General features: G+C 58.6%; 13 protein-coding genes. All 13 read right to left on the minus strand.

Annotated elements, in window-relative coordinates:
• Position 1 precedes the first annotated feature (1 nt).
• On the minus strand, positions 2 to 1327 hold the full coding sequence (locus tag EE949_RS23640) for an MFS transporter (protein ID WP_122666495.1): 1326 nt from the start codon (positions 1325 to 1327) through the stop codon (positions 2 to 4).
• Between the two features lie 408 nt (positions 1328 to 1735).
• Positions 1736 to 3037 carry an Nramp family divalent metal transporter gene (locus EE949_RS23645; protein WP_122666496.1) on the minus strand — a complete coding sequence of 434 codons (1302 nt, stop codon included), beginning with the start codon at positions 3035 to 3037 and terminating at the stop codon, positions 1736 to 1738.
• 366 nt (positions 3038 to 3403) lie between these two features.
• Positions 3404 to 3685, minus strand: a complete 282-nt coding sequence (locus EE949_RS23650; protein WP_122666497.1) for a hypothetical protein — start codon at positions 3683 to 3685, stop codon at positions 3404 to 3406.
• Between the two features lie 156 nt (positions 3686 to 3841).
• The gene (hutH, locus tag EE949_RS23655) at positions 3842 to 5371 is read right to left on the minus strand and encodes a histidine ammonia-lyase (RefSeq protein ID WP_122666498.1); all 1530 of its coding nucleotides are present in this window, start codon (positions 5369 to 5371) and stop codon (positions 3842 to 3844) included.
• A 389-nt stretch (positions 5372 to 5760) separates the two neighbouring features.
• Positions 5761 to 6672, minus strand: coding sequence for a metal ABC transporter substrate-binding protein (locus tag EE949_RS23660; RefSeq protein WP_122666499.1), 912 nt, complete (start codon positions 6670 to 6672; stop codon positions 5761 to 5763).
• The gene (locus EE949_RS23665) at positions 6672 to 7571 is read right to left on the minus strand and encodes a metal ABC transporter permease (RefSeq protein ID WP_122666500.1); all 900 of its coding nucleotides are present in this window, start codon (positions 7569 to 7571) and stop codon (positions 6672 to 6674) included. Before EE949_RS23665 ends, EE949_RS23660 begins: the two co-directional genes overlap by 1 nt.
• Entirely contained in the window at positions 7571 to 8350 is a 780-nt protein-coding gene (locus EE949_RS23670; protein WP_122666501.1) for a metal ABC transporter ATP-binding protein, read from the minus strand. The genes EE949_RS23665 and EE949_RS23670 overlap by 1 nt, the downstream gene beginning before the upstream one ends.
• Positions 8347 to 9273 carry a metal ABC transporter substrate-binding protein gene (locus EE949_RS23675; protein WP_122666502.1) on the minus strand — a complete coding sequence of 309 codons (927 nt, stop codon included), beginning with the start codon at positions 9271 to 9273 and terminating at the stop codon, positions 8347 to 8349. Before EE949_RS23675 ends, EE949_RS23670 begins: the two co-directional genes overlap by 4 nt.
• Positions 9274 to 9308: 35 nt before the next feature.
• Positions 9309 to 9896: a DUF6162 family protein gene (locus tag EE949_RS23680; protein ID WP_122666503.1), complete on the minus strand. Its 588-nt coding sequence runs from the start codon at positions 9894 to 9896 to the stop codon at positions 9309 to 9311.
• Positions 9893 to 10240 carry a hypothetical protein gene (locus tag EE949_RS23685; protein ID WP_122666504.1) on the minus strand — a complete coding sequence of 116 codons (348 nt, stop codon included), beginning with the start codon at positions 10238 to 10240 and terminating at the stop codon, positions 9893 to 9895. The genes EE949_RS23680 and EE949_RS23685 overlap by 4 nt, the downstream gene beginning before the upstream one ends.
• A complete protein-coding gene (locus EE949_RS23690; protein WP_122666505.1) occupies positions 10237 to 10779 on the minus strand; it encodes a thiamine pyrophosphate-binding protein in 543 nt (180 codons plus the stop codon). Before EE949_RS23690 ends, EE949_RS23685 begins: the two co-directional genes overlap by 4 nt.
• Complete coding sequence (locus tag EE949_RS23695; protein ID WP_122666506.1) at positions 10776 to 11990, minus strand: PepSY-associated TM helix domain-containing protein; 1215 nt, start codon at positions 11988 to 11990, stop codon at positions 10776 to 10778. Before EE949_RS23695 ends, EE949_RS23690 begins: the two co-directional genes overlap by 4 nt.
• Positions 11991 to 12322: 332 nt before the next feature.
• Positions 12323 to 13519, minus strand: coding sequence for an amino acid aminotransferase (locus EE949_RS23700; protein ID WP_122666507.1), 1197 nt, complete (start codon positions 13517 to 13519; stop codon positions 12323 to 12325).
• Positions 13520 to 13595: the final 76 nt, after the last annotated feature.

Consider the following 13595-nt stretch of genomic DNA (forward strand, 5'->3'; position numbering starts at 1 on the left):
TTCAGTTTTTGAAAGTCGGCGATTTGGCCGCGACCAGGCGCAATGCGCTGGAAATGCTGCCAACCGCTGCAAATCCGGCACCGATGGCCAAGGCCAGAACAGGCCCGTGTTCACCGCTGATACCAAAACTCAGCGCAACCAGCGCCGCACCCGTGGCCTGACCGATCAATCGCGCAGTGGCGATGGTGCCACTGGCACCACTGGCGCGTTCCTTGGGCGCGCTGGTCATCAGCGCCTTCTGGTTAGGGGCCTGAAAGAATCCAAAGCCCAGCCCGCAGATAATCATTCGAATGCCGATTTCCCATGCGCTCGCATCAGCCGGGATCAGGGTCAGGGAAATCATTCCGGCGCACAGAATCGCCAAACCGATGCCGCCCAGCATTCCGGGGGCATAGCGGTCAGACAAACGCCCGGCAACGGGGGCAATCATGGCCACGACGACCGACCATGGGGTCATTAAGAATCCGGTCTGAATCGGATCGCGGCCCAACACCGTTTCAAAGAAGAAGGGCAGCGACACAAAGGCCAACCCTTGAGTCGCAAATGAGCAGAATGCAGTGATAGCAGAGAGCGCGAACATCGGGCGCTTGAGCAGGTCCAGTGGAAACATGGGGGCAGGGTGCCCGGCTTCACGACGCAGCATCACTGCGCCTGCAATCAGAAATACCCCCAGCGCGACGCAGACCCACGTCATGGAACCCAGTTGCGCGGCTTCGCTGAGCGCAAAGATCAGTGCGCCGAAGGTAATCACATTGAGCAAAGCAGTCAGCCGGTCAAAGCTCAATGTGCCGGGTTTGCTGACGGGCAGGGAGTTCCAGGCAAATACCAGTGCAAATACGCCGAGAGGCAGGTTGATCGCAAACAGCCAGGGCCAGTTCGCCACGGACAACACCAGAGACGCGATGGTTGGCCCCGCCGCAAATGAAGTGCCCACCACCAGGGCATTCATGCCCAGCCCGCGGCCCAGGCGTTCATGGGAGAAAATCGAACTGATCAACGCCGCGTTGACGGCCATGATTGCGCTCGCCCCAAGGCCTTGAATGACCCGTGCAATGGTCAGGGACGGCAGCGACCAGGCAAAGGTACATAGCGCCGAAGACAGCACAAACACAATCAGCCCACCCAGATAGACCTTGCGGTGCCCGATCACTCCACCCAAGGCGGCGAAGGGCAGTAAGGTTGCGACTGCCGCGAGCTGGTAGGCGTTGATGACCCATACCGAGGCGGCCGGTGATGCATTCAGGTCCGCTGCGATGCTGGGCAACGCGGTATTGGCGATGGCGGTATCAAGCGTTGCGAGGGCGATGGACAGCAGAATGGCGACCATTCCGCGAAATTCACGGGACGTCAGCCGGGTAGGCGTGGGGGAAGTGGCTTGATCCACAGCGAGGCTCCGCATGGTTGAGCAGGGGATGCCTGCTCAAAGCAGACGCTAAAGCGATCCTGCTGTTTTATACGGGTGCTGCGCAATGGTTTGTTGCAAAAGATTTCCGCGCTAAAGGCGAATCAGTTGTAGGAGCTGCCGAAGGATGCGATTGCGGTGTGGCTGGTTTATGCAGTCGCAGCCCTTGTCAGCTTCTATCAAAAAATGGATTAGCTGATTTGAAATGCTTTTGTAGCTCACGAACAGCGCGAGGCAGCGATGACGTCGGTTTGATCTAACGCTATCGCGGCCTCGCGGTGCTCGTGCGCTCCTGCAGGGAGGGCAGGTTGAAATCAGCAGCCAAGTAGGCTGTTAACCCAGCAGATCAGCCCCCAACTGGAACGCAACCCACAACGCCAGACCTGTCGCAAACACCAGCGCGATGTTCTCGAACAGGTTGTTGCGGTATTGCTTGTCGAGCAGCTTTTTCTGGTTGGACATGATCAGCAAGCCGAGAGAGATGATCGGCAGGCCGATAATGTTCAGTGCGTTTACGCCAATGGTCAGGGTCACGAAGTCCGGCATGCCGGGCAGCGACCACACCAGCGGGGTGACCAGAATGAACAACATGAACCACTTGTGCATCGGGTCCTTGTGAAATTCCTTCCCGTACTTCTCACGGCGCTTCGGAAGGATGTGTTGGAAGGCGTCAGTGATCAGCATCGGGAAGGCAGTGGTTTTACCCGCGATACTGGCGAACAGTGTGGCAAACACACCCACGAAGAAGATGTACCAGCCAGCCGAGCCGAAGAACATTTCCAGCGCTTTGCCCAGATCCTGCAGGTTAGTGACCTGTATGCCATTCGGACGCAGGATTTCTGCACCAACCACCCAGATTGCCAGGTTGATAATAATGCCGACGAGCACGGCAAACAGCAGGTCATTACGCTGAATTCGTTTGTGCTCAGGACCGATCCAGCCTTTTTCACGCATCACATACGGGTGAACGAAGTTAGCAATCGAACCGGCCACTGCACCGATTACCGAGACCGCCACCAGCAGGGCGCCGTGCACGCCTTCATCTGGCGGAATGCTGAAGCCGATGGTGCCTTTGAGGATGCCTACCATGTCCGGTTTGGACATGATCGCCAGCGCTAGAAACGCCAGTGTCATCAGGGCCAGCAGGCCTTTCATGACACCTTCGATCATGGTGTAGATGTTGCGTCCCACCAGCAACCAGACCGCAATCACCACCGCAAAAGAGCACAGCAGCGGTTGATTGATATGCAGCAGCATCGCCAGTGCTTCGCCCGCACCTTTGATCATGTACGCGTTAATGAGGTGACCCATTAGCAGGGCGTAGCCGAGCATGAACCAGGCAAAGATCGGATGGAGCTGGGCATAGCCTTCGAGGATGCTCATGCCTCTGTTATTACAGAGCTGGAAGCGGGCAATGATGTTGACGATGAGGAATCTGAGCAGCAGCGAAACCGCCAGTACCCACATCATGGCGTAGCCGTAGTTGGCACCTGCTACCGATGAGGTAATCAGGTCGCCGGCACCCAGCCATGACAACACCGCGATAATGCCAGGGCCAAGAAGCTTGGTAACTTTGGCAAAGACCGATTCACGCGCAGCAGTAGCTTTTTTATCGACGGAGCTGGTGCTCGCCATAGGAGGATCTCCATTGTTATTTTTAGTGAGACGGGGCAAGTCGAACACAACGTCAGACGTCGTACAACGTGAGAAGTTTTACCGAGTGTGTGCGGATGTTTCGGTGGGAAGAAGTGCAGGGAATGCAGGTGTGGTCGGACGGGCGGGCGGCGTGACGTGCAGGGCTTTTTTAAGAGCATCGTGCTGTCACGCGACGAAGACTCATTACATCTGTCGTGGGACCGACTTTAGCCGGGAAGCGTCTGCGGCGGACGACTCATTTGAATCGTCAGTAGTGCCGCCTTCCCGGCTGAAGCCGGTCCCACGATATTTAAGGTTGATCGCACCTTGTGTGCGGCGCGTGGCTAACACACAGGCGCTGTAGCTCTAACCCCCATCCGTATCGATATCCGCATCCTTGCCTTGTGTAGGGTGCAGATTGCTCGGCACTTTTTCCGGTTTTTCTTCGGGCTCATAATCAGGTGTGTAGGTATTACCTCCCGAATCCTGATTCTGCTCGAACTGTGTATCCGGCTGGCCTGGCGGCTTGCCTTGGGACTGGGAGCTGTTGCCCTGAGTCTGTTGATCATTCGACTGGGTTTGCGGGGCAGTGTCCGGTTCAATCGCCGGGTCATTGCGGTCGACTGGATTTTGATTTTGATCGCTCATTGTTCACCTCTGATTATTGTTCAGCTGCGATGGCTTACAAAAATCTGAGGGCTGTGTGTGCAGGTCGTTCGATCAATGTGACGACTGGCGAGGTATTGCCATAAACAGAGCGCACCTGCTGGGGCAGGTGACGCTCATTTGTCCGAGGGGGCGGGATCAGCCGTAGAGCCGTTCAAACGGCAGCCAGCGGACGAATGCACCTCCTTCAACCCAGGTGCGTGCCGCGGCAATATCCGGAGCGAAGTAACGATCTTCGTCGTAATGGGCAACCTCACTGCGAATCATCGCCAGCACTTCGCTGAGCTTCTCGGATGTGCGCAGTGGTGCATGCAGGTCGACGCCTTGCGCTGCGCCCAGCAGCTCGATAGCCACCACAGCGCTGCTGTTGCCCGCCATGTCGAGCAGCCGACGCGCAGCGAAGGTTGCCATGGACACGTGGTCCTCCTGGTTGGCAGAGGTTGGCAGGCTGTCGATCGAAGCAGGGTGGGCCAGGGTCTTGTTCTCCGACGCCAGTGCCGCTGCCGTTACCTGAGCAATCATGAAGCCCGAATTCAAGCCCCCTTCCTTGACCAGAAAGGCGGGCAGGCCTGACAGCGCCGGGTCTACCAGCTGTGCGATACGGCGCTCTGAGAGCGCACCGATTTCCGAGATTGCCAAGGCCAGCACATCCGATGCCATGGCGACCGGTTCTGCGTGGAAATTACCACCGGACAACACGTCGCCATCGGCGCTGAACACCAGCGGGTTGTCGGATACCGCGTTGGCTTCGCGCAGAAAAACACCCGCGGCGAAGCGCATATGGTCCAGGCAAGCGCCCATGACTTGTGGCTGGCAGCGCAGGGAGTAGGGGTCCTGCACACGACCACAATCCACATGCGATTCGCGGATCTCGCTTTTGGCCAACAGTTCGCGGTACAAGGCCGCTACGTCGATCTGTCCTGGCTGGCCGCGAACAGCTTGAATGCGGGGGTCGAACGGGACGTCGGAGCCCTTCAGGGCTTCAACACTGAGGCTGCCGGCAACCACCGCAGCAGTGAACAGCTTCTCGGTGGCAAACAACCCGCGCAGGGCCAGCGCAGTGGAGACCTGCGTGCCATTGATCAACGCCAGGCCTTCTTTCGGACCCAGGACCATCGGTTCAAGCCCCGCCAGCGCCAGCCCTTCTACGGCATCCATTTCCCTTCCCTGATGGCGCACGCGGCCGACGCCGATCAGGACTGCCGACATGTGTGCCAAAGGTGCCAGGTCGCCTGATGCCCCAACCGAACCCTGCGACGGAATGCACGGGTAAACCTTGGCAGCGTATAGCGTGCTCAGGGCCTGGATGACTTCCCAGCGTATCCCGGAAAAACCCCGGGCAAGCGAGCCGACTTTAAGGGCCATGATCAGTGCCACGCTGGCATCGTCCAGCAATGGACCTGTGCCGGTGCAATGCGAGAGCAGCAGGTTGCGCTGCAATTTAGCCAGAGACTCGGTGGGGATCGACGTGCGCGCCAGCAGGCCGAAACCGGTGTTGATGCCGTAGACGGTGCGTTGGTTGGCGATGATCTCGTTAACCGTTCGAGTGCTGGCATCGACCACTTCACGGGCTGCCGGATCAAGCTCGAAAGGGCTTTGCTGCTGATAGATGGCGCGCAATTGATCGAGGTTGAATTGGCCTGGCGTGAGGAGAAGTGTTGCTGGCATGGTGCGCGTTCCTGCTTGAGTTGTAGTTTCGCCGACCGGCTTGGGAATTTTCCGCCGTCGCGTACTGGGTTATATCATCCTGTATATACAAGATAAGGCAAAAGCCGGGCCAAGCAAATATGTTCCCGGTTTTGCTGGGCTTTAGCTGACATTTGTTGTTAGGCGGGAGAAGAGCTGTCACCGAAAGTGGCATGGTCCGGTGCGCGATGCGCGGCTTTGGGGCGGCTGGAAACGTTCGCGTAGTTGCTGGCACGTGGATCTGTAGGAGCTGCCGAAGGCTGCGATCGCAGTACGTCAGGATTGATGCTTCGCAGCCTTCGGCAGCGCCTACAGAAAACGCATTCCAGCTCCTGAAAATTGCATATTGTTGGGTCGGGAATATCGAACCGTTATTTTTTCCCGGCCAGCGCCTGTGTCACCTGTCCGATATTGCCCTGCAACTCAGCCAGTGGATCTTCGCCATCGACTGCCAGGACCAGCAACTGGCTACCTGCTGCGGTAATCGCAGCCTTGACCGGTTCTGGTGGTTGGCGATGGTCCAGAACCAGTGCGATGTCGTTGTTTTTGAGGGTGTCGCTCAGTTTTTGCAGTGCTTCAGGCGTCCACTGATCGTCCGCCAGTATTTGCGTATCCGCCAGTTCCAGATTCAGCCCGCTGATCAAGTAGCTCAGATGGTCGGAAAGGCTGACCACGCTGAGGTTATCGGCGCTGGCCAGACTCGCTTCGCTGTCGGCAGTCAGCTTCAGCAGTTGTTGTTTCAGCGCCGCCAGGTTGGCTTCGATATGGGGTTTTGCGGCAGGGGCGAGGCGCACCAGATCGGCCGCCATGACATCCGCCATGCGCCCCATATTGTTGCTGGAAAGCCACGGTTGACTGTTGAGCCCGTCGACACCCGGCCCCGGTTGCACGGCAATGCCCGGCAAGCCGCCATCCACCGGCCGTGCTGCATCGATCTCGACAATGCGGATGTTACTGCGCCGTGCGTTGGGGTACAGCGGATCATCGGGCCAGATGGAGCGCAGGCCGATCACGGCATCTGCGCCGGTCGATAATTTACGCAGCGCCTCGACACCGCGGCCTGTGAAATACGCCGTCTGGCGCGAGCCGGGCAGATTGGCAGCTGCGGCACGCTCCAGCACCACGCCGCTGTCTTTGAGCAGGATTTGCCCAAGGCCATAGGTGATTGGCAGGCTGGCCAGCACTCTGACGGGCGCCTGATTATCAGCCGCAACAGGCGCTGCGTGAGAGGTGGCACAGAGCAGGCCGCTGATGGCCAGTGCCAAGGTCAATTTACGCAACATTATCCAATATTCCCTTTGAGGCTCGGTACGGTGCCGCGAGCGATAGCGGCCAGAGCGAATGCCATGCCGGCGACGAGAATGATCGCCGCGCCGGACGGCACAGGCAGATCAAAAACGATCGGCAACAGGATGCCGCACAAGGTGCTGACGGTGGCGATGCCTACTGATATCCAGAAAAAGCCTTTCAGTGACTGGCTGAGCAGGCGTGCTGCAGCCGCCGGAATAACCAGCAGGGCGCCGACCAGAATCGCGCCGATGACTTTAACGGCGGCCACGGTAATCAGGGTCACCAGAATCACGAACAGGTAATCCAGCGCCTTGACTGCAACGCCACGTACGGCGGCGAGTTGCGGGTTGAAGCTGGCCAGCATGATGCGGTTGTAGAGCGGCAAACTCAGGCCCATGACCAGCGAGCCGACCACCGCGAGTACCAGCAGATCGCTGCCGTTGACGGTCAACACTGAGCCGAACAACACGTTCTCGAGGATGTGGATATTGATCTTGCCAGCCAGAATCAGCAGCAGGCTCGCACCGAAGGCCAGGGATACCGACAGGAAGACGCCAATCAGTGTGTCCGGCGCCAGGCCAGTACGATTGCGCAGGTAGTTGAGGACAATACCGAACAGCAGGCAGTAGCCGAACAGCGCACCGTACGGGCTCGTATAGGGTTCGCCGAGCAGGATGCCGACGGCTACCCCAGTCAGCGCCGCATGGCCCACGGCTTCGGAGAAAAAGGCGAAGCGCTTGACTACCACCAGTGTCCCCAGCCCGCCCAGCACCGGGCCGATCAGCAGCCCGGCCAGCAAGGCGTTGACCACAAAGCCATAGGCCAGTGCTTCAGGCAGGTAGCCGGATGACGCCAGCCCTTGAATGAAAAGACGAAACTGCTCGTAATCCATCAGGCAGCGCTCCCTTTGGTTGCGTCCACAGCTCTATCGTCCATAGCCCGAGGATGGGCGGAGAACAACGTCAGAAGGCGCTCAGGCGTCAGCGCCGTGGCTGCCGCTTCATCGAACAAGACCCTGCGATTCAGGCCGGTGACGTTATCAGCGAGGCGTTTCACAGCCTCAAGGTCGTGCTCGATCCACAGGACGGTGATACCTGCTTTGCGCCAGTCCCCCAGCAGCCGTTCAAAGACTTGAATACCCGCTTCGTCCAGCGCCGACATGGGTTCATCAAGTACCAACAGCTGTGGTGTCGGGATCAAGCCCTGAGCCAGCAGCACGCGCTGGCGTTCGCCACCGGACAGCGCACCCATGCGACGTTTGCGTTTGTCCTGCATGCCAACCCGTTCCAGCGCCTCGCCAATTGCTGCAGCGTAATGCTTTGACAGACCGAGAAACGCCGGACGACGCTGACACATCGCGGCCATGAAATCGTCCACGGTGATCGGCAGGCCGCGGTCGAATTCCAGCGCTTGCGGCACGTAGCCAATCAGCCCTGGCGAACCGGGCCATCGCAGGCTCAGTTGGCCTTGGTGGGGCATCTGGCCAAGCATGGTCTTGATCAGCGAGCTCTTGCCGCCGCCGTTGGGACCGACCAGTGCATGGATGCTGCCTGCGCGAACCTTGAAACTGACGCGATCAAGGATTGCGGTGCGACCGAGGGTCAGGCTGACATCAGCGAACTCAATGCCCGGTCCATCACCGGGAATCGCGATTTTCTCAGCAGCGGTCATGCGCCCGACTCCTGAATAGCGCGGACTACAGTGTCCAGGTTGCCTGCCATTTCTTTCTCATATTTGTCGGCGGTGTATTCGCCGTAGGAAATATGCGAGAGCGGATAGAGCTTGACCCCGGATTCGCGCTGAATGGTTTCGACGTAGGTGGACGGGAAATCCATCTCCGAGAAAATCACTTTCACGTCCAGTTCGCGCAGTTGGTCGATGGTTTTTTTCAACTGGCTAGGGCTTGGTTCAATGCCGTGCGCGGGCTCGACCACTGCCGTCACTTCCAGGCCAAACTCACGCAGCAGGTAATCATAGGCCGCATGCACGGTTGCAACCCGCAAGTCCGGGTTGGGCGCTTTGGTCAGTTTGGCCAGGGCGTCGGCACGCATCTGACGCAGACGTTTGCCATAGGCCCGCGCGTTGGCGGTGTAGGTTTTGGCATTGTCCGGATCAAGCTTGCCCAACTCGCGGGCAATATTGTTGACCTGGGCAATGGAGGCACTGATCGACAGGAAGGTATGAGGGTTGACCACTTTGCCTGCGCCTCGGGCTGCCACGCCGGTGGCAGCGAGCAGTGGTACGTCGGCGTTGGCTTCGATCACCGGGATGTCCGGTTTTTCGCTGGCAGCAATCATGCGGTCGGCGAAGTCATCGTGACCTACGCCGTTGAGAACCACGACGTCCAGCGACCCGATGCGCTTGATGTCGTCGGCACGCGGTTCATAAGCGTGTGGGTTGAAGCCGGCTGGAATCAACGGCACGACTTCAGCCTTGTCGCCGACAATATTGGCCACATAGCTGTAATACGGGTGAAGCGTGATGCCAATGCGCAGGCGCTTGGCGTCGGCATTGGCCAGAGGGGCGAGCAGGGTGGCCAGCATGCCAACCAGTACTGCGCGCAGCAACGGTCGGCGTTTCAGAGAAATAGGCATGGGCGAGCAGTCTTCTTTCAAATGAGTGCGTGGGATCAGTGCTTGTGCTGGCGAGTCACACCGGCATCGAACTGGGCGACGACCTGTTGCCAGCCTGAGGCGATCAGGGCTTTGTCACTGACGTCGGTGATGGCCAGCTTGCTGTCGGAGGTCAGCGAGGGGCTGCGGTTGATCCAGATATCGGCCTGCGTGTCATCGGTTGCGCCAACCCGCAGCAGAAACGATCCGGCTACGGTCGGGGCCTGGCTCAGCCCAAGGTACGATTTGTCGATCATCCGCCAGGCATGCCCGCCACGGCTGACCGAGCTTGCGTCTTCGACAAATGGCGCGAGGCCTTCATCACTCAGCTGTTGCGGCGTCACCGGAGTGGCTTGTTCGGGCGCAAGCAAACGAATTTCGTCCAGTGTGACGCGCAGGTCGGCGTAGATCCCTTGTTCGGAAGCCGTCAGGTCGCGACGAGCATCCAGTTCATGGGCGGCCACTTTCTGCACGTCCTGGCTTTCGCCGTGCCAGCCAATGACGGTTCCTGCGACCAGCAGGATCAGCACACACAACGTCAGAACATAAAGGGTTTCGTGACCGGCACCCGCCGGACGGACTACTTGGTGGGTTGGCGTACTCATGGGGCCTCAATGTCTGCCTGGTCGATTTCGACCACGTGACCAGGGCCTGCATCGAACAGGACATAGAACTCGGAAGCCGGTTTCTTGAAGGTCACTGTCGAGTCTTCACCCAGTTTGCCGGGCACCAGAATGGTTTCGTCATAGCCGATCACATCAAGGGTTACGCCGGGCGCGCCGCTGCCGTCGGAAAACCCGCCTGTGCAGCGGATCTGTTCATTGTCGATCTGTTTGCACTCGCACATCGGGTTGTGGGCCATGGCCTGAGTGCTCAGGCCAAGCAGGCCTGCGGTGAGCAAGGGCAACGCACCGGCACGCAGCCAGCGCAGATAAGGTCTGCCGATCATGGTTTGACTCCTTGTTTTTTCAGCCAGGCAACGGTTGCAGGTGATGCCTTGGAGAGCGGAATGGAAGCCTGATGCATTGAGCCATCCCAGCCTTCCATGGTGATCCACAGTTCGGCATCGGGGTCGGTCCGTTCAGGAATCTGCATGAAGGCGCTCATGCGATAAGGCGAGCCGAAGAAAATCACCCCGGCGGCCCTCAGGCTGCGTGGCTTGCCGATGCGCAGGTAAGTGGCCTTGACCCGGTCGGCACATTCGGCACACAGCGCAGCATTAAAGGTCTTGGTGTAGCCGGATGCGCCCTCAAGGCGGGGGGCTTCAGCAAAAAACTCCGCCATGCGGATGCTCCACGGGCCAACCTGAACTTCGCCGATCTCACGCTGGCCAAGGCCGCTGTCGCCACGGAACAAGGCGACCTCGGTGAAATACTTGGGCATGAAGCCTAGCGGAATCAGCACCAGCAGAATGTTTATGTGGAAACGCCATTTATGCCAGAAACGGCTCAGGGACGATGGCGGTGGTGCAATGGCTGCCTTGCTCACAGGGTGTTCTCCGGGATCTCGGTGGCCATGGGCGAGAGCGTTTTTTGTCTGGCGCTGGCGCGTTCGGTTTTTTCACTGCGCTTGAGCGCGTTGAGGGTTGCCTGAGCGGTGCGCTTGGTCCAGATCAGCAAGCCGCTGAGTACCATCATGCTCAGGATCAGGGCGAAGAAAGTCCAGATCAGCTTGATCCATATCCCCCCGAAGTCCCCGGTGTGCAGGGGACGCATCGACTCGGTAACAAACTCCAGCGCGGAACGGTCCGACAAGAGGTGTGAAGTGGCGATTTCGCCGCTGTAAGGATTGATTTCAGCGGTCTGGAACATCAGCGGATACCAACTGCGGCCCGCAACGCTGATGTTGCTGTAGGCGTTGAGTGGCATGCTGACGGAGCTGGGCTCCAGGCCGGGAATCTTCTCGCGGGTGATCTCAACGGCTTTGTCGAGGCTGATCATCGGTGCCGGGCTGCCATCTGCCGTCAACGGAACACTGGCATGGGGGATCACCGAGGCAATCGGCGACTGGCTGGAAATACTGATCTGGTTGTCAAACAGGATGGCCTGAATCAGGAACCACATGCCGGTGATGGAAATCACGGCGATGAACCAGATCGACCAGATTCCGCTCAAGCGATGGAAGTCGCCCCAGAAAATCCGCGCCCCGTGCTGGATGCGCAACGTGGGCTTGAGGAAGCCTTTCCAGAATTTCTTGTAGACCACCAGTCCTGTCACCAGCGAGGCGAGCAGGGGGATGCTCAACAGCGACACCATGTACCAGCCCCATGAAAAACCGTTGGTGAACGGCACCAGCCACCAGCCATGCAGTGCGCGGGTGAAGGCGGGGAAGTCGAACGACGGGGCGAAGCCCTGAACAACACCGGTGTAAGGGTTGGCGTAAGCGACGACGGCGCGCCCGCCCGGGTAGGTTGCACGGACATTCAAGGCAAAGTAGTCGCCATCAGGTTCGGAGATCCTGCTGACCTTCAATTTCGGGTCATTACGCTGGATGGTCGCCTTTACCTCTTCAAAGCTCAGGCGTGGAGCATCGGCGGAGGGCTGGTTGGCGCGCATCTCCGGATTGACCAGCCACATGATCTCTTTGCTCACCACCGCCAGCGTCCCGGTGAAGCAAACGATCAGGACGAAGAACCAGATGGGCAGGGCCAGCCAGCTGTGGACGAGAAACCAGATTTTTGAACGGGACTTCTTAGACATGGAGTAACGGTCTCGATTCACGGTGTGGAGCAGCCCGATGGTCGCCCGGGCTTACAGTGTCCATAAAAAGCGGTCGTGGCTTTTGCCGACGCGACTGCTGCATATTACTAGGACGGATGAGAATCAAATACCCGCAGTGTTAATTCTCATTACATATTTAAAAGATGTTTCTGGATGTGTTTTTCTGGGGCGGTTCTTGGCTGCGCTGGCGCTCGGCAAATCAGTGACCTGTAGGAGCCAACTTGTTGGCGAAGCATCAGACCCTCGTAGCCAGATGCAAAAAAGGGAAGCCAGACTCGCGTCTGCTTCCCTTTTTTGACCACCGTGATCGCTTAGATCACCTGGATAATCGCCTTGCAGACGGTATCAATGTTGCTCTGGTTCAGCGCTGCAACACAGATGCGGCCGGTATCGAGGGCATAGATGCCGAACTCGTTACGCAGACGGTGTACCTGTTCGGTGGTCAGCCCTGAGTACGAGAACATGCCACTCTGGCGACCCACAAAGCTGAAGTCCTGACCTGCAGGGTTGTTGGCAAGACGCTCGACCATGGCCTGGCGCATGCCTTTGATGCGAACACGCATTTCTGCCAGCTCTTCTTCCCACTGCGCGCGCAGCTCCGGGCTGTTCAGCACGGCAGCCACAATCGTCGCGCCATGCGTCGGCGGGTTGGAATAGTTGGTGCGGATCACACGCTTGACCTGAGACAGAACGCGAGTGGTTTCTTCCTTCGATTCAGTGATGATCGACAGTGCGCCGACGCGCTCACCGTAGAGCGAGAAGGATTTGGAGAACGAGCTGGAGGCAAAGAAGGTCAGGCCTGACTCGGCAAACAGACGAACGGCAATAGCGTCCTCGTCAATGCCTGCACCAAAACCCTGATACGCCATGTCCAGGAATGGCACGTGGCCTTTGCTCTTGACCACTTCCAGGACTTTTTTCCAGTCTTCCAGCGTCAGGTCAACGCCGGTCGGGTTGTGGCAGCACGCGTGCAGCACGACGATCGAACCAGATGGCAGGTTCTGCAGGTCTTCCAGCATGCCGGAACGGTTCACGTCGTGGCTGGTCGCATCATAGTAACGATAGTTCTGCACCGGGAAACCGGCTGTTTCAAACAGGGCACGGTGGTTTTCCCAGCTTGGATCGCTAATGGCCACAACGGCATCAGGACGCAATTGCTTGAGGAAGTCAGCACCGATTTTCAGTGCGCCTGTGCCGCCGACGGCCTGAGTGGTCAGCACGCGGCCAGCGGCGATGAGTGGCGAATCAGCGCCAAACAGCAGCTTCTGTACTGCCAGATCGTAGGCAACGATGCCGTCGATCGGCAGATAGCCACGAGGAGCGTGTTGAGCCACGCGAATAGTCTCTGCTTCGGCAACGGCGCGCAGAAGGGGGATGCGACCTTCTTCGTTGCAATAGACGCCCACGCCAAGATTGACCTTGGTAGTGCGGGTATCGGCATTGAATGCTTCGTTGAGGCCCAGGATAGGATCGCGTGGTGCCATTTCGACAGCGGAGAACAGGCTCATTTTTGTGGCGGCTCTGTGTGAGAAGTGAGGGGAAACCCGCTCTGACCCGAATGCGCCAGAGCGGTGCACAAACGGG

This window comes from Pseudomonas viridiflava (assembly GCF_900602065.1).
Lineage (GTDB): Bacteria > Pseudomonadota > Gammaproteobacteria > Pseudomonadales > Pseudomonadaceae > Aquipseudomonas.

Bases quoted from the DNA above. Each gene is read 5' to 3' on its own strand.
- EE949_RS23640 (WP_122666495.1), bottom strand. From the start codon at position 1,327: ATGGTCGCCATTCTGCTGTCCATCGCCCTCGCAACGCTTGATACCGCC.
- EE949_RS23645 (WP_122666496.1), bottom strand. From the start codon at position 3,037: ATGGCGAGCACCAGCTCCGTCGATAAAAAAGCTACTGCTGCGCGTGAA.
- EE949_RS23650 (WP_122666497.1), bottom strand. From the start codon at position 3,685: ATGAGCGATCAAAATCAAAATCCAGTCGACCGCAATGACCCGGCGATT.
- hutH (WP_122666498.1), bottom strand. From the start codon at position 5,371: ATGCCAGCAACACTTCTCCTCACGCCAGGCCAATTCAACCTCGATCAA.
- EE949_RS23660 (WP_122666499.1), bottom strand. From the start codon at position 6,672: ATGTTGCGTAAATTGACCTTGGCACTGGCCATCAGCGGCCTGCTCTGT.
- EE949_RS23665 (WP_122666500.1), bottom strand. From the start codon at position 7,571: ATGGATTACGAGCAGTTTCGTCTTTTCATTCAAGGGCTGGCGTCATCC.
- EE949_RS23670 (WP_122666501.1), bottom strand. From the start codon at position 8,350: ATGACCGCTGCTGAGAAAATCGCGATTCCCGGTGATGGACCGGGCATT.
- EE949_RS23675 (WP_122666502.1), bottom strand. From the start codon at position 9,273: ATGCCTATTTCTCTGAAACGCCGACCGTTGCTGCGCGCAGTACTGGTT.
- EE949_RS23680 (WP_122666503.1), bottom strand. From the start codon at position 9,896: ATGAGTACGCCAACCCACCAAGTAGTCCGTCCGGCGGGTGCCGGTCAC.
- EE949_RS23685 (WP_122666504.1), bottom strand. From the start codon at position 10,240: ATGATCGGCAGACCTTATCTGCGCTGGCTGCGTGCCGGTGCGTTGCCC.
- EE949_RS23695 (WP_122666506.1), bottom strand. From the start codon at position 11,990: ATGTCTAAGAAGTCCCGTTCAAAAATCTGGTTTCTCGTCCACAGCTGG.
- EE949_RS23700 (WP_122666507.1), bottom strand. From the start codon at position 13,519: ATGAGCCTGTTCTCCGCTGTCGAAATGGCACCACGCGATCCTATCCTG.